Source organism: Myxococcus dinghuensis (assembly GCF_024198235.1).
GTDB lineage: Bacteria > Myxococcota > Myxococcia > Myxococcales > Myxococcaceae > Myxococcus > Myxococcus dinghuensis.
In genome coordinates, this window is the sequence record NZ_JAKCFB010000009.1 from 26,174 (window position 1) to 46,606 (window position 20,433).

The following is a 20,433-nucleotide window of genomic DNA, read 5'->3' on the forward strand; positions in this document are numbered from 1 at the left end:
ACGGGGCCCCGGACGGGCACCGCGTCGAGCGGCGGGGCCCTCTCGCCGTGGGGCATGGCGGAGGGGATTGCGGCTAGAGTCGCGCGCGTGAGTGCCTTCCTGGAGCTGGAGCGGGTCCGCCGCAAGGTGGAGGCGGGTGAGGTGTTGAGCGAGGCGGAGCTGGAGCTCTTGCGCGCGCGCGCCCGGGACTCGGAGGGGCCGACGCTGCGGCTGGCGGTGGCGCACGCCTTGAGCAACGCGGGCGCGGACCGCGAGGCGCTGCCGCTGCTGGAGACGCTGCGGCGCGAGTTCCCCCAGGACCTGCCGGTGGTGCTGGGGCTCGCGCGCGTGCTGCTCGGCCTGGAGCGCCACGCGGAGGCGGAGGCGCTCCTGCACGAGGCGCGGAGCCGCTCGCCGGGAGACCCGGAGGTGCTCAAGGTGCTGGCCGTGCTGGCGCTGCGTCGGGGTGAAGTGGCGCGGGTGCGCGGGTACGTGGAGGACGCGCTGGCCAGGGACCCCTTCGACGCGGAGGCGCGGCTGCTGAAGGAGGAGCTGGACGCGGCGGAGCTGTCCTCGCTCCCCACCGTGGGCGAGCAGGTGTCTCGCCCGGAATTCACCGCCGCGCTGACGGGCGCGCTGGGCCGCGCGCGCGTGACGTTCCGCCGGCAGGGCAAGGACCTGTTGGTGAAGCTGGCCACGGGGGGCGTGGGCCGCGTGGACGTCGGCTCGCTGTACGCGGCCTTTGTCGAGGCGCCCGGGACGCAGGGGCTCCAGGCCCACGTGGAGGCCCTGGCCGCGCGGCTGGGCGGGCTGTCCTCGGGGCTGGAGGGGCAGGACGCCGCGTTGGAGTCGCGGCTGCGTCCGGTGCTGCGTCCGTCCGACTTCGGCGAGCGGGCCGTGGGGGCCGTGCACCGCGAGGGGCCCGCGGGGCTGGAGGTCTTCTACGTCCTGGAGGACGCGGAGTTCGTGCGCTACCTGCCGGACTCCGCGCTGCGCCCGGCCGGCCTGACGCTGGAGGCGGTGGACGCGGCGGCGTGGCGCAACCTGGAGGCGAGCCCCGCGCCGGTGCGGCCCGTCGTGGTCGACCAGGGGGACATCCGGTTGGCGGAGACGCGGTCCAGCGTGTGGGCCGTGGTGGGCGGTGACGGCCATGACGGCGCGCGCCTGCTCACCGCGGCGCAGCGGGGGGTGCTGGTGGAGGAGGTCGGGGAGGGCGACTGGTGCGTGTCGCTGGTGCGCCGGGAGCTGGCGCTCGTCGTCCTGGCGTCGGACGCGGAGGCCCGCGGCGTGCTGGCCCGGCTGGCGCCGACCGCGGAGGGAATCCCGGGCGTCTTCCGCCTCTCGTCCCAGGGGCTCGTCCGGGAGCCGGAGTCGCCCCGGCGCTGACGCCGACCGGGGAATGAATCGGGGCGACGGCGCCGAGCCGTCCCAGGGCGAGCGCGGCCGTGGCGTGGCCGAGGTGTCGTCAGCCCGCCGTCGCGGTGGCGGGCAGCGCGTCCACGAACACGACCTCGCGGTAGCCCAGCGTGAGCAGCAGGCCCCGCAGGGCCCGCTCGGCGGAGTCGCGGGCGCGCTGGCGCAGGCGCGCGTCGGCGTTCACGTCGTGCTCGAAGGCGAGGCGCGCCTTCTCCAGGAGCTGCGCCGTCTGCGCGCTGTCCAGGTTGGAGTCGATGACCTCCGTCTCGCCCGGGCGCAGCACCACCTGCACGCTCAGGGGGGGCAGCACCACGTGGACCTTCGTTCCGGCGACGTGGAGGTTCTGGGGGCCGAAGCGCTGGAGGTCGAAGCCGAGCTGCGCGTCCGCGAAGACGATGGCGCGGCCGTGCGGGTCCTGGAGGGTGTAGCGGGCCCAGTTCACCACGTCCTTCCACAGCGCGTCGGTGGGCTGGGGCTCCGGGGTGAAGGTCACCTTCTTGTAGAGGGCCACCTCCAGCGTCTCCAGCCGCGCCACCTCGCGCATCTGCTGCACCACGGCCGCGGTGTCCGGGATGGCGGGCTTCGCGGGGCGCAAGAGCAGGCCCGCGACCACGGCGCCCACCAGGGCGCCCGACAGGACGGTGAGGACTCGCGACAGGTGCGCCATGCCACGCAGTGTACCCCCTTCTCTCCACGGGGCGTCTTGAGGCACGGTGCGTGTGGGTGTGGGCGCCGCGCCGTCTGGAGGGCCGCCGAGTGGAGCTGACGGACGTGGAGGTGGAGGCGCTGGGGACGCGGGGGTACTTCACCCGCACGTCGTTCCTGGGCGAGGCGCGGGCGCTCGCGGCCCGCGCGGACGCGCTGGCGCGGGTGGAGGTCGGGAGCCTGCAGCCCGCGGGCATTCGCCGGGGCGCGGACCGGACGCAGGACACGCGCGTGCGCGGAGACCTCATCGGCTGGGTGCAGCCCGAGGCCGGCACGCCCCTGGGCGCGCTGCGCGAGCGCTTCGAGGCGCTGGGCCAGGCGCTGTCCCGGGGCGCGTACCTGGGGCTGGGCCGCTTCGACCTCCAGCTCGCCTGCTACCCGGGGGGCGGGGCTCACTACGCGCGGCACCTGGACGCCTTCCCCGGTCAATCCAACCGCCGCGCCACGGCCATCTGGTACGCCAACGCGGGCTGGGTGCCGGAGCACGGCGGCGTGCTGCGGCTGCACCCGGAGGGCGAGGCCCCCGTGGATGTGGCGCCCGGGCTCGACACGCTGGTCGTCTTCCTCAGCGAGCGCATCGAGCACGAGGTGCTGCCCGCCTTCCACCCGCGGCTGGCCCTCACCGCCTGGTTCTACGGGCGCGACGCGGGCTGAGGCGCTACAGCGGCGGCGCGAGCAGGACGACCGAGTAGCCCACCGCGGTGCGCGTCCCCAGGTTCTCGTACGAGTGCTTCTGGTCGCCCCGGAACACGACGACGTCGCCGGGCTTGAGGACGAAGCGCTCGCCGCTGGCGACCAGGAGCAGCTCCCCGGACTCGCACGCCAGGTACTCCCGGGTGCCGGGAGTGTGGGGCACGCCGGTGATGCGCACCCCGGGCGGCAGCTCCACGCGGTCGAACTCCATGCCGGGCAGCGGGTCCGGCAGCAGCTTGCGCAGCTGCCCCGCGCCCCGCATGCGCGTCGTCAGGCTGTCGCGCGGGTAGTGGCGCGCGCTGGCGCGGGGCCGGGCCACCAGCTCCTCGAGCGACACCTGGAGCGCCCCGGCGACCCGGTGCAGCACGGCCAGGGTGGGGTTCGCCGTGCCCGACTCCAGGTTGGCCCACGTCGCGCGGGGGACGCCGGCCAGCTTCGAGAGCTGCGCCTGGGTGGCGCCCCGCGTCTCGCGCAGCGTGCGGATGTTGCGGGCGAGCCTCCCCGCCAGGTCCTCTTCGTTCATGGAATGGCAATCTGCCAAGGCAATGGCCGCGATGCCAATCCCTCGTCGCGCCCTCCGTACTTGTGTCCCGAGGAGGAGACACACATGGACTTGGTTGGAAGAGCCGTCCTGGTGACGGGGGCGAGCCGGGGCCTGGGCCTCGCGCTGATGGCGGACTTCGCCCGGGCCGGCGCGCGGGTGGTCGGCGTGGCCCGCCACGCTCGGGAGATGGAGGCCGCCGTCGAACCGCTGCGCGCCGAGGGGCTGTCCGTCCACGCGTTGGCCTACGACGTCGGCGACAAGGAGGACGTCTACCCGCTGGTGGGCGCGGCCACGTCGCTGGTGGGGCCGCTGGACGTCCTCGTCCACAACGCCAGCACGTTGGGGCCCACGCCGTTGCCGCTCCTGCTGGACCTGGCGTGCGAGGAGCTGCAGCGCGCGTTGGAGGTGAACCTGGTGGGGCCGTTCCGGCTCTCCAAGGCCGTCGTCGGCAACATGGTGGTGCGGGGGCAGGGCGGGCTGGTGCTGCACCTCACCTCGGACGCGGCGGTGTCCGCCTATCCGCGCTGGGGGGCCTACAGCCTGGGGAAGGGCGCGCTGGACCACCTGGCGCGCCTGTGGGCGGCGGAGCTGGAGGGCACGGGCGTGCGCTTCCTCTCCGTGGACCCGGGGGAGATGGACACGCGCATGTACCGGGACGCGGTGCCCGAGGCCGACTTCGCCGCGCTGGCCCGACCGGAGGCGGTGGCGGCCCGCATCCTCCGGTGGTTGGAAGGTGGCGCGGACGCGCTGCCCTCCGGCGCGCGCGTGGAAGCCGCGAAGCTGGAGGCCGCATGAAGCCGGCGACCTGGCCCGCGGACCACCCGGAGGAGGGACGCCTGCTGCACGTGGAGCCCCGCGCCCGCCGCTACACCGACTCGCGCGTGGCGGACCTCCCGGCCCTCCTGCGCGCGGGAGACCTGCTCGTCCTCAACGACGCGGCCACGCTGCCCGCCTCGCTGCCCGGGCGCACGGAGACGGGGGAGCGCGTCGAGCTGCGGCTCGTCTCGCGGGAGGCGGACGACACCTGGACGGCGGTCCTCTTCGGCGTGGGGGATTGGCGCAAGCGCACGGAGGACCGGCCGCCGCCGCCCGCGCTGCCGGTGGGTGCGGGGCTCATGGTTGCGGGGCTGAGGGCGCGGGTGGTGGAGGTGCTGGCGCCGTCGCCGCGCCTCGTGCGCGTCGCGTTCTCCGAGTCGGGCGCCGCGCTCTGGTCCTCGCTCTACCAGGGCGGCCGGCCGGTGCAGTACGCGCACCTGGGGGCGCCGTTGTCGCTGTGGCACGTGCAGACGGGCTATGGCGCGAGGCCCTGGGCGGTGGAGCCTCCCTCCGCGGGGCTCCCCCTCACCTGGAACCTGCTGCTCACCCTGCGGCGCCAGGGCGTGCGGTTGGCCTCGCTCACGCACGCCGCGGGGCTGTCCTCGACGGGGGATGCGGACCTCGACGCGGCGCTGCCCCGGCCGGAGCGTTCGGACATCCCGGCCGCCACGGTGGAGCGGGTGAACGCCACGCGCGCGGTGGGCGGCCGGGTGGTGGCCGTGGGCACCACGGTGGTGCGCGCGCTGGAGGGCCGCGCGGAGATGAGCGGGGGCCGGTTGGTGGCGGGGGAGGCGGTGACGGACCTGCTCCTGGGGCCGGGCTTCGTCCCCCGCGTCGTCCACGGCCTGCTGACGGGCATGCACGAGCCCGGCAGCAGCCACTTCGCGCTGCTCCAGGCCTTCGCGCCGGCGTCGCTGCTGAAGGAGGCGGCCGCGCACGCGGAGGCGCGCGGCTACCTGGGGCACGAGTTCGGGGACTCGTGCCTCGTCCTGGACTCGGACTCGGACCCGTGAGGGGTCACTGGAGCTGCGCCGGCTCCAGCTCCACCTTCACCCAGCCCGGCTTGCGCAGGTCGAACTGGCGGTAGGCGTCGATGGCGCTGCCCATGGGCTCCACGTGCGACAGGATGGCCGTGGGGTCCACCTCGCCGGTGCGCACCAGCTCCAGCAGCCTGGGGATGTACTTGCGGTGGTTGCAGTTGCCCATCTTCAGGGTGAGGTTCTTGTTCATCGCCAGGCCGATGGGGAACGTGCGCACCTGCTGCGGGTAGACGCCGATGATGGACAGCGTGCCCGCCTTGGCCAGCGCCTCCACCGCCCACGTCACCGCCTGGGCGGGCGCGTCCCCCGGCACCCAGTTGTCCCCCTGGGGATTCGTCTTGGGGGCGACCTCCTTCACCTCGCGCTTGAACTCCGCCTTGTCCTTCGCCGCCTGCTTCGCCGCCGGGCCCGAGTGCGCATGCATGGAGTCCACGCCCACCGCGTCGATGGCGCGGTCCACGCCGATGCCGTTCGTCAGGCGCAGCAGCGTCTCGACGGGGTCCTCCTCGTCGAAGTCGACGACCTCCGCGCCCTGGGAGCGCGCCAGCTCCAGCCGGTCCTCGTGGCAGTCGATGGCGAAGATGCGGCCGGCTCCGAGGAGCTTCGCGCCGACGATGGCGAACAGCCCCACGGGGCCGCAGCCGAACACCGCCACCGTGTCCCCGGGTTTTATCTCCGCCAGCTCCGCGCCGAAGTAGCCCGTGGGGAAGATGTCGGAGACGAGGATGGCCTGCTCGTCGGAGACGCCGTCCGGAATCCGCACCAGCCCCGCGTTCGCGAAGGGAACGCGCACCTTCTCCGCCTGCATGCCGTGGAAGGGGCCGGTGGCCTCCGGTCCGCCGAAGAAGGCCGTGCCCGCGCGCGGGCCGTTGGGGTTCGCCACGTCGCACTGCGCATGGTAACCGGCGCGGCAGTAGACGCAGTTGCCACAGGCGATGCTGGAGGGCACGACGACGCGGTCCCCGACGTTGAAGTTGCGCACGTCGTCGCCCAACGCCTCGATGTAGCCCACGCCCTCGTGCCCGAGGATGGTGCCCGGCTTCATCCCCGGCATCGTCCCGCGAATCATGTGCAGGTCCGTGCCGCAGATGGCGCTGGCCGACAGCTTGACGATGGCGTCCGTCGGCTGCTCGATGCGCGGCTCCGCGACCTCCTCGAGCCGGATGTCCCCAATCCCATGGAATACGACCGCCTTCATCGCGCGCTCCCGCCCCGCCTCCGGGGCCGCTCGAGTTGCAAGGGCGAGGGGCCCGCCGCGGACGACAAGCCCCCTCGCCCGGAGCGTGGGCATCTCCCAGGGGGTGGGCAAAGCGCGGCGCCTCCCCTGCCGCTGGGCAGCCAGGACGCCGGGGCTCGCTCGGGAACAGCCTCTAGACGACCGGTCGAATTCGAATAGACGACCGGTCGACTCGCCGTTGGCTCCTGGGCCATGGGCGCTACCGCCGCCACGGGGGCTGACGTCCGCCGGCACATCCTGGAAGCGGCCCATCCGCTGGTGTCGAGCAAGGGCTTCACCGCGGTCGGCTTGTCCGAAATCCTGGCGGTGGCGCGGATGCCGAAGGGCTCGTCCTATTACTACTTCGACTCCAAGGAGGCCTTCGGCGAGGCGGTACTGGAGGCCTCCTTCACCGACTACCTGTCGCGCATGGACGACCTGCTGGCGAGGCCCGGCACGGCCGCGCAGCGGCTGCCCGAGTACTTCCAGGGGGGGCTCGAGTCGCAGGTGGACGACGCGGCGAGCGGCCGGTGTCTCGTCGTCAAGCTCGGCGCGGAGGTGTGCGACCTCGCCGAGCGCATGCGCGCGGCGTTGGAGCGGGGCACCCAGGGCACCATCGACCGGCTGGCGCGCTGCCTCGAGGAGGGGAGGGGGGATGGCTCCGTGCCGGCCTTGCCGGATGCTCGCGCGGTCGCCGCCTCGCTCTACCAGAGCTGGCTGGGCGCGGGCCTGAGGGCCCGCATCTCCCGGAGTCGCGCGCCGCTCGACACGGCGATGACCGCCACGCGCCTGTGGCTGGGCCTCACGCCCTCGACCTGAGGCGCGAGGCGTGAGCCTCGCCTGTCGCCAGCCCGACGCCGCACCCCTCGCGCCCGCGAAGCGCCACGCCACGCGTCCGCGCGGAGTCGGGCGCCGTTCCCTCACGCCACACCCCACGAGCAGCCCAGGTCCCGCATCGATGCCGTCAACCAACGAATCGTCCTCGCCGCGCGTCCGCGTGGCGCACCCACGCTCCAGGACTTCCGACTCGAGGAGGTCGCCATCCCCACGCCGGGAGAGGGCCAGGTGCTGCTGCGCACGCTGTACCTCTCGGTGGACCCGTACATGCGCAACGTGATGGACGAGGTCCCCCGGGCGTATTCGCCCTCGGTGGCGCTGGGGGCGCCCATGGTGGGGGGCACGGTGAATCGCGTCGTCGTCTCCCGGCACCCGCGCTTCCGCGAGGGCGACCTGGTGCTCGGCGGCGCGGGCTGGCGGGACGACGTGGTGTCGGACGGGCAGGAGCTGGTCCCGCTCGGGGAGATGCCCCGGCCGTCGCTGGCGCTGGGGGGCATGCTCGAGGGCCGCAACTTCGGCAAGCTCGTACGGCGCCGCGCTCGGAGCGGGTGGGCCTCAGCGCCCCGCGTGGTGCACGTGCAGGGTGAGCTTCTTGCCGAAGACGCGGCGGAAGTTCACCAGCTCGCGCTCGGCGTTCCACAGCTCCAGGTCCACGGGCTGGCGCGCGTGCAGGTGCAGGGCGATGCCGCCGTCGCGCGAGCGCGTGGCCTTGAAGTCCTTGATGGGCTGGTGGTGGCTGTGGTCGAGCGCGTTGGCCACGCGCAGCAGGGTGGCCAGCTTGCGCACGGTGCGGGCCTCGGTGGGCGTCAACCCCGTCATGCCGGAGTGCTTCAGCTCCGGAGGGCTGCGCCGGTGGTAGCGGGCGATGCGCGCCACCAGCTCCCGCTCCCGGTCCGCCAGGCCCGGGAGGTCCGCGTGCCGCACCAGGTAGTAGGTGTGCTTGTGGTGGCGCTCGTAGTTGACCGCGTGGCCGATGTCGTGGAGCAGCGCGGCCACCTCCAGGTACTGGCGGACGGACAGGGGGAGCTGGTGCAGCGACGCCAGGTCGTCGAACAGGGTCAACGACAGCCGGGCCACCTGCCGCGCGTGCTTCTCGTCGAAGTAGAAGCGCTGGCCCATGGCGACGGCCGCGTCGGCGAGGCTGTGGTCGTCCTGGTGGTGCGCGTCCTGCCGGTAGAGCAGGTCCACGAGGATGCCGTCGCGCAGGCCGCGGTTGACCACGCTGACGGACTCGATCCCCAGGTACTTCGCCACGCCCTCCAGGATGACGGCTCCGGAGACGATGATGTCCGCGCGCCGGGGGTCGAAGCGCTTGCGGCGCCGGTCCGGCGGCATGGACGCCAGCGTCTCCACCGTCTGGGTCAACTGCCGCACGGTGGCGTTGCCGCTGCTCTCGCTGGCCGCGAACGACACCACGGCGTTGATGGTGCCGGACGACCCGAGCGCCACCCGGGGCAGGTTGGGCAGCTTCTCCGGCAGCGTCTTGCTCAGCACCTCCTGCACGAAGCTGCGCATGATGCGCAGCTGCTTGCCGGACACGACGCGCGAGGCCTCGAAGACCTCCGTGAGGCGCACCGAGCCCAGCCCCAGGCTCCACAGGTTGTCGGGCCGCTCGCCCACGGCGGTGGCCACCTCCGTGCTGCCCCCGCCGATGTCGATGAGCAGCGAGCGCGCGCCGGGCGGCTTCCTGTGCAGCACCCCCAGGCAGATGAGGCGGGCCTCCTCCTTGCCGCTGACGACCTCCAGGTTGAGCCCGGCCTCCTTCTGCACGCGGCGGACGATGTCCGGGCTGTTGCGCGCCTCGCGCAGGGCGCTGGTGGCCACCGCGCGCACCTGGGCCTTGTGGCGGCGGCAGAGGGCGGCGTAGCGGCGCAGCGTGGACAGCAGGCGCTCGGCCGTGGCCTCGGGCATGGAGCCGGTGGCGAAGACGCCCTCGCCGGGGCGGATGGGGTCCCGTTCCTGGTGCAGCGTCTCGAGCGCGCCGTCGGCGTCCGGCCGGGCGAGCTCCAGACGTACCGCGTTGGTCCCCACGTCGATGGCTGCGAGTACGGGCTGGAGGGGGTGACTGGGCATGGATGGGTGCTGGGAGTCTAGAGCGCGTCGCCGGCTCGCGCAGCACGCCTGGAGGGGGACGGCGACCGGGCAGGGGCTCCTGCTCGTGCCCGGGTGACAGGAAGGTGACGGCCCGCCAGGCGTCAGCGCCGCTTGCGGCGCCGGCCCATGAAGCTGGCGAAGCGCTCCGCGAAGCGCGCCACCGCCAGCCCCACCACGTCCAGGAGCCACCGCTGCACGGGCGAGCGCGCGCACTGGTCCAGCAACACGGGCCGTGACAGCGCCACGTGCCGGTCCAGCCACAGCGCCGCCTGCGCCGCCACGCCCGGCTCGCGCACCTCCACCAGCGTCTCCAGGTTCACCAGCGAGAGCGGGTCGAGGTTGAAGCTGCCCACCAGCAGGTGCCGCCCGTCCACCACCGCCGCCTTGGCGTGCAGCGTGGACTCCGTCCACTCGTGGATGTGCACGCCCGCGCGCAGGAAGTTGCCGTACAGCCGCATCGTCGCCGCGCGCGCGAAGACCACGTCGCTGCGCCCGGCCAGGAGCAGCGACACCTTCACGCCCCGCCGCGCCGCCCGCGTCAGCGCCCGCACGAAGCCGGCGTCCGGCAGGAAGTACGCGTGCGCCAGCAGCACCGCGTGCTTCGCCCCGTCGATGGCCGCCAGGTACTGGCGGCGCAGCCGGTGGCCTCCGCCGAAGCCGGACAGGAAGACGCTCACGGGGCCCGCCTTCAGCGCCGCCGCGCCCGCCGTCAGCTTCGCGCCCAGCTGCCGGCAGATGTCGCCCCGCAGCTCCAGCGCCAGGTCCGCCCAGCCCGGGTCGTCACCGTGCGCCGCGTACTCGTCGCCGATGTTGATGCCCCCGAGGAACGCCACCTCGTCGTCCACCAGGAGGATCTTCCGGTGGTTGCGCCAGGAGCGCCCCATGAACAGCGAGGTGAGCGGGTTGTACACGCGCACCTTCGCGCCCGCCTCGCGCAGCGCCTGCGTCAGGTAGCGGCTCGTGGTGATGCTGCCCCAGCCGTCCACCGTCACCTTCACCCGCACGCCCCGCCGCGCCGCGGCCACCAGCGCGTCCAGGAAGCGCGCGCCCACGCCCTCGCGCTCGAAGGTGTAGACCTCCAGGTGGACGTGGTGCCGCGCCCGCGCGATGGCCTCCAGCATCCGCGGGTAGGCCTCCGTCCCCCCATCCAGCAGGAGGCACGACTCCACGTCCCCCGACGACGCGACGGGGAGCGAGGGCGTGGGAGCACCCGCCAGGGGCTGTGGGACGAGGGCGGCTTCGGTGCGCATGAGCCGCCCACCCTACAACCCTCCGGTCGGAGACGGCACGGGCTCGGGGTGTCACCGCGCCTCCCTGGCCGCAGGGAGGGCTTCACCCGTCGTGCTTGCGCGCGCCCTTCCCCTTGCCCTTGTGCCGGCATGCGCCGTCGACGAAGTACTCGCTGGGGTCACAATCCCTGCTGCTGTTCTTGGACTTCTTCGACTTGGACGGACGCGAGTCGTGTCGGTCGTGGTGGTGGACGATGCAGCCGCCGAGCAGGCAGACCGAGAGGAGGGGGACGAGGAGACGGAGCGTCATGTGCGAGCGGGGGGAGGGCTCCTTGGGAGCGTGTTTCGACGACCCTCTCATCCGGTGGATGGCCACACCAGCCATCGACGGTGTGCGTCCGCTTCTGTACCCTTCGCCCCGTGCCCGCCGCAGAGAAGACCGTCCGTCATCGCAAGATTGGTGCGTATCGAGTGCTCGGAGAGCTGGGCCGAGGTGGCATGGCCGTGGTGTATCGCGGCCTCCACGAGATGATTCAGCGCGAGGTGGCCATCAAGGAGCTGCTCCCGGAGGGGAAGCGGGATCGGGAGACGCTGTCGCGCTTCCGCCGCGAGTCGCTCGCGCTGGCCGCCTTCCGGCACCAGAACATCGTCACGCTGTACGACGTGGTGGAAAAGAACGACAGCCTGTTCATGGTGATGGAGCTGGTGGACGGGCCCACCCTGCACACGCTCATCAAGGAAGGCCCGCTGCCGCCGGACGTCACGGGCGTCATCGCCGCGCGCATCGCCAGCGCGCTGGACCACGCGCACTTCCGCCACATCATCCACCGCGACCTCAAGCCCGCCAACGTCATGCTCACCAAGTCCGGTGACGTGAAGCTGATGGACTTCGGCATCGCCAAGGACGCGGGGCTGGAGGCGCTCACCCAGCAGGGCATGGCGGTGGGCACGCCCTCGTATATGTCCCCGGAGCAGGTGACGGGCGCGCCGCTCGACGGGCGCACGGACATCTTCTCCCTGGGCGTGCTGCTCTACGAGGCCCTCTCCGGCGCGCGTCCGTTCCACGGCAAGACGGCGGGCGAGGTCTTCGCGAAGATTCGCGACGGCAAGTACACGCCCCTCGCCAAGGTGGCCCCCAACGTGCCCGCCCCCCTGGTGCGCATCATCCAGCGCGCCATGGAGGTGAAGCCGGAGGACCGCTTCCCGGACGCCGCCGCCATGCGCCGCGAGCTGGACGTGTTCCTCGCACAGGAGGTGCCCGTCTCCCATCCGGGCCTGCTCGTCGCCTTCCTGCGCCACCGGCAGAAGCTCACGGAGACGGAGGCCCAGCAGCTCCTGCGCCCGCAGGACCTGGACGCCGTGCTGTTCGACACCCCGCGCCCCCGCTCCGGTGGGAAGCTGGGCTGGGCGCTCACCCTGCTGCTGCTGGCGTCAGCGGCGGGGACGGGCCTCTACTTCACCCAGGCGCAGTGGTTGCCCCTGCTGCAGGAGTTCACCCGCTGACGGCGGGAGGAGGATGTCCATGGGTCGCATCGTCACCTTCGTGTTGGGCCTCGGCGTCGTGCTCGCGGGCGTGTGGTACGTGATGTACCGCCCGGCCAAGACGGACCCGCAGGCGGCCGCCGCCCGGCGCCTGGAGAACGTGCACAAGGCCGCCGACCGCCTGGAGAAGGACCTCAACACCAAGGCCGACGACATCTTCAACAAGGCGGAGTGAGCGCCTCGCCACGCGGGGCGGCGCTCGCCGTCGCCTCGCGGGCCGCTACTTCTTGGTGTGCGTCACCGTGACGATGGTGCCGATGCCGCCGCGCACGAAGAAGTCCCCCACCACGGTGAGCTTGCGCGGCTGGATGGCCTTGATGATGTCGTCCGCGATGGTGTTGGTGACCTTCTCGTGGAAGGCGCCCTCGTTGCGGTACGACCACATGTAGAGCTTGAGGCTCTTCAGCTCCACGCAGAGCTGGTCGGGCACGTACGAAATCTTGAAGCGGGCGAAGTCCGGCTGGCCCGTCATGGGGCACAGGCAGGTGAACTCCGGGCAGTCGAACGCGATCTCGTAGTCGCGCTCCGGGGCGGGGTTCGGGAAGGTCTGGATGTCCTTGGACGGCTGCGAAGGCATGCGCTGTCGTCTACCACACCATCGCTACGTGTCATCCACGACGTGGCCCCTCGCCCGTCCGGTGGGGGACCGGGCCCATGTGTCCGCCCCTCAACGCGAGGGTCGTCCACCCGTGGGGATTGCGGGGGGCGGGGCAATAATCCCCAGTCCCGCCCAGGCCCCGCCCCTCGCCCCGCCGAGCCCATGCCTCTTCCCTTCGACGTCGAAGACGCCCTCTCGTGCCTTCCCCAGGCCCTGGTCCGCGTGGGCCCGGACCTGGTGGTGCAGTGGTGCGAGCAGGACTTCGCCCGGAAGGCGGGCGTGGCGCTGCGCCCGGGCGGCAGCCTCCTGGAGGCGCTGGAGCCGGGCCCGGGCCTGGACGCGGTGGCGCTCGCCGTCCGCGAGCGGCGTCCCCACACCGGCCCCGTCATCACCCGCGCGCTGCACCAGGTCCGCGTCCACGTGAAGCCCGGGCCCGGTGAAGCGGAACCGCCCGGCGCGTGGCTGGTGGTGGAGTCCTCCGGCGTCGACGACGAGGGGGCCTTCTCCCTGGCCGTCCGCGAGATTGCCCGGGCGGTGGGCGAGTCGCTGGAGGTGGACAGCGTGTGCGCCGCGGCGGTGGTGGCGCTGGTGCGCTGCGCCCAGGTGCGGCGCGCGGAGGTCTACCTGTGCGACGAGGAGGGCGTGGAGCTGCGCCGCTCCGCGGTGTCGGACCTGGCCGGGGGCGAGTCCCCCGAGGACGCCTTCGACCCGGAGGAGGACCCGTTCCGCCAGGCCCTGGCGATGCGGCAGGCCCAGCTCGGCATCCAGCGCGGGTACGGGGACTCGCTGGGCTCCATCTTCGCGGCGGTGCCCCTGTGCGCGCCCCGCCGCACGGTGGGGCTCCTGCTGCTCTACAAGGAGCAGGGCACCTCGTTCTCCGCCCGGGAGCTGGAGCTGTGGACGGCGGCGGCCAACCAGCTCGCGGTGGCGGTGGAGAACGCGCGCCTCCTGCGCGAGGCGAAGTCGGCGCTCCAGGTGCGCGAGGAGTTCATGTCCATCGCCAGCCACGAGCTGAAGACGCCGCTGACGCCGCTCAAGCTGGGCCTGTACACCATGGAGCGCAAGCTGGCCCAGGGGCAGTCGGTGGAGCTGTCCTCGGTGCTCAAGTCCAAGCGCCAGGTGGACCGGCTGGTGGGGCTGGTGGACGACCTGCTGGACGCCTCGCGGCTGGACATGGGGCGGCTGGCGCTGGCCCTGGCCCCGCTGGAGGTGGGGCAGTTGGTGGCGGAGGTGGTGGACCACTTCCGCGCCGCCTTCGACCGGCCCTTCGCGGTGGACGTGCCGCGCGAGCGCGTCTGGGTGCGCGGCGACCGGGACCGGCTGGAGCAGGTGCTGGTGAACCTGCTGGAGAACGCGCACAAGTACAGCCCCCCCGGCGAGCCCATCTCCGTGCGCGTGGAGCGGCTGACGGGCGAGGCGCGCATCCACGTGCAGGACCACGGCATCGGCATCCCCGGCGCGGACCAGTCGCAGGTGTTCCAGCGCTTCTACCGGGCCCGCAACGTGTCGCACCGCAACTTCGGGGGGCTGGGGCTGGGGCTGTTCATCAGCCACTCCATCGCGCGGCTGCACGGGGGCGCCTTGTCCCTGGCCAGCGCGGAGGGGCAGGGCAGCACCTTCACCGTGGGCCTGCCGCGCATGCCCGCGCACGAGGTGAAGAAGCTGCCCCGGCGGGTGCTGCTCCTGGACGAGGACTCCACCCTGGAGGCCATGGCGGAGCGCGTGCTGTGCTCGGAGGGCTACGAGGTGCTCACCGCGCGCGACGGCGCGGAGGCGCTGCGCCGCGCCACGCACCTGCCGGTGGACCTCATCGTCCTGTCCACCACCGCCACCCACGGCCAGGCCGGCGTCTTCCTGGAGACCTTCGCCACGCTGCCCCGCGCGCGGCCGGTGCCCATCCTCCTGGCGGGCGACGCGCGCCCCTGGTGGGCCCAGGAGGAGTCGTCCCTGTGCACGCGGCCCTACGTCGCGGACGAGCTGGTGGCCCGGGTGCGCAACGTGCTCACGCAGGAGCGTCGCCGGCCGGCGGAGGTGTCCCCCTCGGGCGGGGAGTCGCCGCTGGGGACGCTCGCCCCTCGCGCGTGAGGGCGCGGTAGTCCGTGGGGACGATGCCCATGCGCGACAGCGCCTCGCGGGCCCGGGGATGGATGAAGGTGGCCAGCTCCACCTCGCGCTGGGCCGCGTAGCCCCCCTTCACCGTCTGGGGGCGGTAGCCCGGGTGGCACATCAGCTCGATGATGCCCGCGCGCGGCAGCGTGGCCACCTCCGCCTCGAAGCGCTCCAGCGTCCAGTAGGCCTCGTCGCCCGAGTCCCCCAGGAAGTGCGTGTTGGTGGGCACGCCCCGCTTCTCCAGCGCGTGGCGCATCATCGCGTCGATGGAGCGCACCGGCAGCTTCGCGTCGAGCACGACGCGGATGAGGCCCTCCAGCACGTTGGCGTGCAGGTGCAGGTGCTTGTGGACGTCCACGTGGGTGGCGGCGCTGCCCGTCAGCGCCTCCAGCCGCGCCAACTGGGCGCGCACCTCGGCCTCCACCACCTCCGTGGGCAGGGCCGCCGCGCGCGACTCCACGAACGTCCCCTCGCTGCCCAGCAGCTCGCGAGGGAAGTCCTCCCACACCGGCGTGAAGCGGGCGAGGTTCAGGTGCAGCCCCAGCGCCAGGCCCTTCGCCTCGTGCGCGGCGGCCTCGGAGAAGGGCGTGTTCACCAGGAGGGTGGCGGAGGTGACGACGCCCCCGCGCATGGCCTCCAGGAGGCCGCGGGTGATGGCCGGGTCGTAGCCCAGGTCGTCGGCGTTGATGATGAGGACGCGTGGGCTCATGGTGGCCTTTCTCCTGTCAGCGTTCAGGGACGCGGATGGGCCTGGAAGAAGCGCCACGCCTCGCGGGTGGCGTCCAGGCCGGTGTTGGAAGGGGTGGAGGCTTCCGGCCAGACGTGGCCCGCGCCCTCCGCGCTGCACAGCGTGGCGGTGGCGCCCTCCGGCGTGCACCCGGTGTGCTCCACGCAGGCGCTGCCGCCCTGGCGCCACGTCTCCCGGGTGGCGGTGCAGCCCGCGCGCCGGGCGAAGCGCAGGACGGACTCCTCGGCGGACGGGTAGGGGTGGCCGAACGGGATGTTCTCTCCGCCGCCGTACAGGATGACGGGGTCGGCGGTGCCGTGGAAGTGCAGCACGGGCACCGGGCGCGACGGCGCGCAGGGGCTGACGCCCTCCATCCCCGCCACTGGGACGATGGCCGCGAAGCGCCCCGCGCGCTCGCACGCGAGCCGGTAGGCGAAGAAGCCGCCATTGGAGAAGCCCGTGGCGAAGGTGCGCCGCGGGTCCACGCACACGCGCGTGTCCAGGTCCGCGAGCAGCGCGTCCACGAAGCCCACGTCGTCCACGCCGGACACCTGGGGCAGGCCGCAGCAGGCGCCCGCGTTCCAGCCGTAGCCGCCCTCCTTCGCGGACTCGCCGGAGAGCTGTCGCGCGCCCAGCCCCTGGGGGTAGACGGCGAGGAAGCCCTCCGTGTCCGCCAGCGCGGACAGCTGGATGCGGGACTCGAGCTGCCGCCCCGTGGAGCCGAAGCCGTGGAAGGCGAGCACCACCGGGGTCGGCCGGGTGGCGTCGTAGCCGGGCGGCACGTGGACCCGGTACTGCCGCTCGCGGCCCGCGTGGCGCACCGTCCAGTCGTGGGTGCCCGGGCCCACGGTGAGGCCCGAGCAGGCGGCCCGCTCCGGTACGGGCGGCTCGCCCGCGGTGGCCGGCCCGGGGCTCTCGTCACCCGGCCCTTCGGGACGGGTCGCGCTGGACGACGAACACGCGACGAGTCCGGACAGGAGCGTGGCGAGGAGGGCGGGCGGAAGGCGCATGCCGGAGGAATCTAGTTCCCCGACTTGCACTCCGCCGCGAGCACGCCCGCCTGGCTGGGGAATCGTTCCTCCAGCGCACGCTTCACCTCGGCGACGGCCGTCGCGTTGCCGCCGTGGGCGTGGAGCTGGCACCGCGCCGCCAGCGCCCGAGGGTCCTCCGGCTTCAGCTTGTCCGCCTCCCGGTAGGCGCGCTCGGCGCCCGCGCTGTCGCCTTGTCGGAAGAGCACGGCCCCCAGGTAGTAGTGGGCCACGGAGAGCTTGCCGTCCTTGCGCAGCGCGCGCTTGAGGAGGCTCGCGGCCTCGTCCACGCGCTCCTGGCGGAAGCGCACGAAGCCCAGCTCGGCCAGGCTGGCCGCGTCGTCGTGCTCGCGCGTCCAGGCCGTCAGCACCGCGTTGGCCTCGTCCAGCCGGCCGCTCTGCGACAGCAGGCGTCCGTAGCGCGGCGTCACCTTCGAGGAGCCGGGCTGCTGCGCGTGGGCCCTCGCCAGCGCCGCCAGCGCGCCGGGCAGGTCGCCCTGGCGCTCGCGCAGGTCCGTCAGGGCCAGCGCCGGCCGCAGGTCCTTGGGGGCCAGCGCGGCGGCCTCGTCCAGGGCGCGCTCGGCGCGCTTGCCCCGGTTGAGCTCCGTGGCCGCGCGCGCCGCCAGCAGGTGCGCCTCCAGGTCCTTGGGGAAGCGCTGCACGGCGGCCTCGGCCAGCTCCAGCGCCTGCGCGTTCGCGCCCGCCTCCAGGAGCCGCTTCCCGGCGCGCGCCAGCTCCTCGGCGGTGGCGCGCGCGTCCGCGCCCAGGCCGGAGAGCGCCGCGACCTGGTCCGCCGCGTCGGTGGCGGCCTCGGCCCGGGCCAGCCTTTCGGCGGGGGTCGGCTCCGGCCGGCGCAGGTGCCACGCGCCTCCACCGCCGAGCGCCGCGAGCACCAGCACGCCCATCACGACCCACCCCACGCGCGAGCGCCGCCGGCCGGGCTCGCCCTCGCGGATGCCGGAGATGTTGCTGGGCGTGGGCGGCGTGGAGTCGGTGGGCAGCGGCTCGCGGCGCACGGGCACCACCGTGCCGGGCGCGCTGCCCCGGAAGCCCGCCACGGTGGCCGAGTTGGGGAGGGCGCCCGTGTTGCCCACGGCTTGGAGGGGCTCGGGCTCCGGCGTCGGCGGGGGCAGCGGGGCCCACGCGGCGGGCAGCGTCATGGCCGCGTGGGGCGCGGCGTTCGGGTCGAAGACGCGCGGGGCCGGCGGCGTGCCGCCATGGGACGGGTCCGCCATGCGCGCGCGGCGCAGCGCCTGGCGCTTGGGGTCGCGGTCCGGCGGGAAGAGCGTGTCGACGTAGGAGGCGACCTGCTCGGCGGAGGCGACCTCGGCCGGCCCGCCGATGGCCTCGATGGCGTCGATGAAGGACTCGAGGCTGTCGAAGCGCGCGGCCGGGTCCCGCTGCAGCGCGGTGAGGCACACCAGCTCCAGCGCCGCGGGCACGGACGGGTCGAACGTGGTGGGCGGCTTGGCGCGCCCCTCGGCGATGCGGCCCAGCACCTCCTCCGCCGTCATGCCGGTGAAGGGGCGGCGTCCGCACAACTGCTCGTAGAGCATGACGCCCGCGGCGAAGAGGTCCGCGCGGTGGTCCACGGGCTTGCCGGCGATCATCTCCGGCGACATGTAGAAGAACTTGCCCTTGAGCACCCCGGGCTCCGTGCCCGAGCCGAGCGCGTCCGCCTTGGCGATGCCGAAGTCGATGACCTTCACCGCGCCGTTGACGCCGACGTGGATGTTGTCCGGCGTGAAGTCGCGGTGGACGATGCGCAGCGGCCGGCCCGCCTCGTCCACCGCGCGGTGCGCGGCGTCCAGGCCCCGGCACGCGTCCACCAGCACGCGCAGGGTGATGCCCAGCGGCACGCGCTGGCCCCGCTCGGCCGCCCCCTGCCGCAGCTCCGCGAACGAGCGCCCCTCCAGCAGCTCCATCGCGATGAACGGCTCGGTGCCCTCCATCCCCAGCTCGAGGATGGAGACGACGTTGGGGTGGCGCACCTGCGCGGTGATGCGGGCCTCGTTGAGGAACATCTGCACCACGCGGCGGTCCGTGGCCAGGTGCGGCATCAGCCGCTTCACCGCCACCGCGGGTCCCCGCTCGCCGTTGTCCTCGAAGCGCCGCCCCAGGTACACCTCCGCCATGCCGCCCGTCGCGATGCGCGCGGACAGCCGGTAGCGGCCGACCCAGTAGGTGTTGGGACCCGACTCCAAGATGGCCGCAGTCTATGTGTAGGAGGCCACCCGCGTGCACTCTCAGAAGTCCGAGGGGGACGCCTGCCTGGATGCCAATGTGATGCCACCGTGATGTGGGACCTTGGCGGCGCGCGTCGAAGGAGGGGCCCGTCCTCTCGCGGACAGTCCGGGGCCCCGTCGACCCCGCAGCGTGATGTCGACGGGCGAGGGGGGCGGGCGCGGCGCACGCGCGTGCGGGCGTTTCACGCGGCGTGGACGCGCTGCTGCCTGCTCGCGCGAGGGGGCGAGGGGAGTGTTAACGTCGGCGGCCGCTGACCCGCCACGCGCGTCGTTCTTCGTTCGGAGGGATGTTGGGCACCGTCCTCAAGGGTGGTTTCGTCGTCGAGCTGGAGCCCGCGGTGGTGGAGCGTGTCGACCTGCGCATCGAGGGTGAGCGCATCGTCGCCCGCGGCCCCGACCTGGCGCCCGTGGGGGATGACGAGGTGGTGGCGCTGTCGGGCAAGCTGGTCTTCCCGGGGCTGGTGAGCGCCCACCACCGGCTGCACGCGGTGCTGGGGCGCGGGATGCCCCACCCCCAGATGGACGGCTACCAGGACCTGTTGGAGAAGGTGCTCTGGCCCTACGAGGACGCGTTCGACCTGGACGCGGTGCAGGTGGTGGGGACCGCCGGGGGCCTGGAGGCGCTCCAGTGCGGCACCACCACCGTGTGCAACCTCCACTCGTCGCCCCGCGCCGTCTCCGGCTCGCTGGTGCGCCTGGCCCGGGGGCTCCACGAGGTGGGTGTCCGGGGGGTGCTCTCCTACGCCGTGTCGGACCGCTCGGGCGCCATGGTGCGCGAGGAGGGGCTCGAGGAGACGGTGGGCTTCGCCCAGAAGGCCCAGGGGCGCTTCCGGGGACAGGTGGGCGCGGGGCCCTGCTTCACGCTGGGGGCGGACGCGCTCCAGGGGCTGGCGGAGGCCCTGAAGACGACGAACACCGGCCTCCACCTGCCGCTGGCGGAGGACCCGCTGGACGAGCGGCTGTCCAACGAGCGCCACGGCGCCTCGCCGGTGCCGCGCCTGCTGGACGCGGGGCTCTTGTCGCCGCGCAGCCAGTTGGCCCACGTGGGGCACCTGGCGTGGGCGGACCTGGCGCAGGTCATCGCGACGGGGTCGTGGATCGTCCACACCCCGCGCGCCAACCAGGGGTTGGAGGTGGGCTACGCGCCCGCGCTGAAGTTCGGGGCGCGCGCGACGCTGGGGGCGGACGGCGTGTCGGCGGACCTGTTCGCGGAGGCGCAGGCGGCGTACCTGCGCTCGCGCGAGGCGGGGCAGCCCATCGACGTGCTGCGCTACCTGGCCAACGGCCACCGGCTGGTGTCGCAGGTGTTCGGGGCGCAGGTGGGCCCCATGCGCGAGGGGGCGTTGGCGGACCTGCTCGTGCTCGACTACCTGCCGGCCACGCCGCTGACGGCGGAGAACCTGGCCTGGCACGTGGTGTTCGGCCTGGGCAGCCGGCACGTGGAGGCGGTGATGGTGGACGGTGTGTGGCGGATGTGGGCGCGCAGGCCCCTGTCGGTGAACCCCTCCGTGGTGGCCGAGCAGGCGCGCGAGGCGGCGGCCGCCGTGTGGGCGCGGATGGCGGAATCGAAGTCGTAGCCCGCGCGGCTTGCCTGTCCCGGTGGGGGCGGGTGAA

Annotated in this window: 19 protein-coding genes and 1 pseudogene; 10 read left to right on the forward strand and 10 right to left on the reverse strand. The window is 73.7% G+C overall.

All coding sequences use genetic code 11. The features are described from left to right. Positions 1 to 54: 54 nt before the first annotated feature. Positions 55 to 1,365, forward strand: coding sequence for a tetratricopeptide repeat protein (locus LZ198_RS14760; RefSeq protein ID WP_256559583.1), 1,311 nt, complete (start codon positions 55 to 57; stop codon positions 1,363 to 1,365). Between the two features lie 79 nt (positions 1,366 to 1,444). On the opposite strand, the gene LZ198_RS14765 is transcribed toward LZ198_RS14760, so the two are convergent. After that, entirely contained in the window at positions 1,445 to 2,062 is a 618-nt protein-coding gene (locus tag LZ198_RS14765) for a DUF4230 domain-containing protein (RefSeq protein WP_253972601.1), read from the reverse strand. 89 nt (positions 2,063 to 2,151) lie between these two features. Here LZ198_RS14765 and LZ198_RS14770 point away from each other — a divergent pair, with 89 nt between their 5' ends. Beyond that, on the forward strand, positions 2,152 to 2,754 hold the full coding sequence (locus LZ198_RS14770) for a 2OG-Fe(II) oxygenase (RefSeq protein ID WP_253972602.1): 603 nt from the start codon (positions 2,152 to 2,154) through the stop codon (positions 2,752 to 2,754). Positions 2,755 to 2,758: 4 nt separating this feature from the next. Here the strand turns inward: LZ198_RS14770 and LZ198_RS14775 are convergent, their stop codons facing one another. Beyond that, the gene (locus LZ198_RS14775; protein ID WP_253972603.1) at positions 2,759 to 3,316 is read right to left on the reverse strand and encodes a helix-turn-helix domain-containing protein; all 558 of its coding nucleotides are present in this window, start codon (positions 3,314 to 3,316) and stop codon (positions 2,759 to 2,761) included. Between the two features lie 84 nt (positions 3,317 to 3,400). Here LZ198_RS14775 and LZ198_RS14780 point away from each other — a divergent pair, with 84 nt between their 5' ends. Next, positions 3,401 to 4,132 (forward strand): SDR family NAD(P)-dependent oxidoreductase, encoded by a 732-nt coding sequence (locus LZ198_RS14780; protein WP_253972604.1) that lies wholly within the window; start codon positions 3,401 to 3,403, stop codon positions 4,130 to 4,132. Then, the gene (locus tag LZ198_RS14785) at positions 4,129 to 5,166 is read left to right on the forward strand and encodes an S-adenosylmethionine:tRNA ribosyltransferase-isomerase (RefSeq protein ID WP_253972605.1); all 1,038 of its coding nucleotides are present in this window, start codon (positions 4,129 to 4,131) and stop codon (positions 5,164 to 5,166) included. Before LZ198_RS14780 ends, LZ198_RS14785 begins: the two co-directional genes overlap by 4 nt. Positions 5,167 to 5,170: 4 nt before the next feature. On the opposite strand, the gene LZ198_RS14790 is transcribed toward LZ198_RS14785, so the two are convergent. Then, entirely contained in the window at positions 5,171 to 6,391 is a 1,221-nt protein-coding gene (locus LZ198_RS14790; RefSeq protein WP_253972606.1) for a zinc-dependent alcohol dehydrogenase, read from the reverse strand. Positions 6,392 to 6,622: 231 nt separating this feature from the next. On the opposite strand from LZ198_RS14790, the gene LZ198_RS14795 reads away from it, so the two are divergent. Next, positions 6,623 to 7,228, forward strand: a complete 606-nt coding sequence (locus LZ198_RS14795; protein ID WP_253972607.1) for a TetR/AcrR family transcriptional regulator — start codon at positions 6,623 to 6,625, stop codon at positions 7,226 to 7,228. Between the two features lie 156 nt (positions 7,229 to 7,384). Further along, a pseudogene (locus LZ198_RS42895) lies at positions 7,385 to 7,690 on the forward strand (NADP-dependent oxidoreductase); the annotation flags it as partial. Positions 7,691 to 7,801: 111 nt separating this feature from the next. On the opposite strand, the gene LZ198_RS14805 reads toward LZ198_RS42895, so the two are convergent. From LZ198_RS14805 to LZ198_RS14815, 3 genes are all read right to left on the reverse strand, one after another. Next, on the reverse strand, positions 7,802 to 9,319 hold the full coding sequence (locus tag LZ198_RS14805) for a Ppx/GppA phosphatase family protein (protein WP_253972608.1): 1,518 nt from the start codon (positions 9,317 to 9,319) through the stop codon (positions 7,802 to 7,804). 122 nt (positions 9,320 to 9,441) lie between these two features. Continuing rightward, the gene (locus LZ198_RS14810; RefSeq protein ID WP_253972609.1) at positions 9,442 to 10,590 is read right to left on the reverse strand and encodes a phospholipase D-like domain-containing protein; all 1,149 of its coding nucleotides are present in this window, start codon (positions 10,588 to 10,590) and stop codon (positions 9,442 to 9,444) included. Between the two features lie 82 nt (positions 10,591 to 10,672). Further along, complete coding sequence (locus LZ198_RS14815) at positions 10,673 to 10,879, reverse strand: hypothetical protein (RefSeq protein WP_253972610.1); 207 nt, start codon at positions 10,877 to 10,879, stop codon at positions 10,673 to 10,675. Between the two features lie 188 nt (positions 10,880 to 11,067). Here LZ198_RS14815 and LZ198_RS14820 point away from each other — a divergent pair, with 188 nt between their 5' ends. Both LZ198_RS14820 and LZ198_RS14825 read left to right on the forward strand, forming a co-directional pair. Next, positions 11,068 to 12,072 carry a serine/threonine-protein kinase gene (locus tag LZ198_RS14820; RefSeq protein ID WP_253972783.1) on the forward strand — a complete coding sequence of 335 codons (1,005 nt, stop codon included), beginning with the start codon at positions 11,068 to 11,070 and terminating at the stop codon, positions 12,070 to 12,072. A 19-nt stretch (positions 12,073 to 12,091) separates the two neighbouring features. Beyond that, positions 12,092 to 12,286, forward strand: a complete 195-nt coding sequence (locus LZ198_RS14825; RefSeq protein ID WP_253972611.1) for a hypothetical protein — start codon at positions 12,092 to 12,094, stop codon at positions 12,284 to 12,286. A gap of 45 nt (positions 12,287 to 12,331) precedes the next feature. Here the strand turns inward: LZ198_RS14825 and queF are convergent, their stop codons facing one another. Continuing rightward, positions 12,332 to 12,688, reverse strand: coding sequence for a preQ(1) synthase (gene queF, locus LZ198_RS14830; protein ID WP_253972612.1), 357 nt, complete (start codon positions 12,686 to 12,688; stop codon positions 12,332 to 12,334). A gap of 183 nt (positions 12,689 to 12,871) precedes the next feature. Here queF and LZ198_RS14835 point away from each other — a divergent pair, with 183 nt between their 5' ends. Beyond that, the gene (locus tag LZ198_RS14835; protein WP_253972613.1) at positions 12,872 to 14,794 is read left to right on the forward strand and encodes a hybrid sensor histidine kinase/response regulator; all 1,923 of its coding nucleotides are present in this window, start codon (positions 12,872 to 12,874) and stop codon (positions 14,792 to 14,794) included. Here LZ198_RS14835 and LZ198_RS14840 read toward each other — a convergent pair. Genes LZ198_RS14840 through LZ198_RS14850 form a run of 3 tightly spaced genes read right to left on the reverse strand, consistent with a single transcriptional unit; the run spans position 14,712 to position 18,777 of the window. Continuing rightward, positions 14,712 to 15,527, reverse strand: coding sequence for a carbohydrate deacetylase (locus LZ198_RS14840; RefSeq protein ID WP_253972614.1), 816 nt, complete (start codon positions 15,525 to 15,527; stop codon positions 14,712 to 14,714). The two genes, LZ198_RS14835 and LZ198_RS14840, sit on opposite strands and share 83 nt — an antisense overlap. Positions 15,528 to 15,550: 23 nt before the next feature. Further along, complete coding sequence (locus LZ198_RS14845) at positions 15,551 to 16,555, reverse strand: extracellular catalytic domain type 1 short-chain-length polyhydroxyalkanoate depolymerase (protein WP_253972615.1); 1,005 nt, start codon at positions 16,553 to 16,555, stop codon at positions 15,551 to 15,553. Between the two features lie 11 nt (positions 16,556 to 16,566). Beyond that, on the reverse strand, positions 16,567 to 18,777 hold the full coding sequence (locus tag LZ198_RS14850; protein WP_256559584.1) for a serine/threonine-protein kinase: 2,211 nt from the start codon (positions 18,775 to 18,777) through the stop codon (positions 16,567 to 16,569). Between the two features lie 332 nt (positions 18,778 to 19,109). Here LZ198_RS14850 and LZ198_RS14855 point away from each other — a divergent pair, with 332 nt between their 5' ends. Then, positions 19,110 to 20,396 (forward strand): amidohydrolase family protein, encoded by a 1,287-nt coding sequence (locus LZ198_RS14855; protein WP_253972785.1) that lies wholly within the window; start codon positions 19,110 to 19,112, stop codon positions 20,394 to 20,396. Positions 20,397 to 20,433 lie beyond the last annotated feature (37 nt).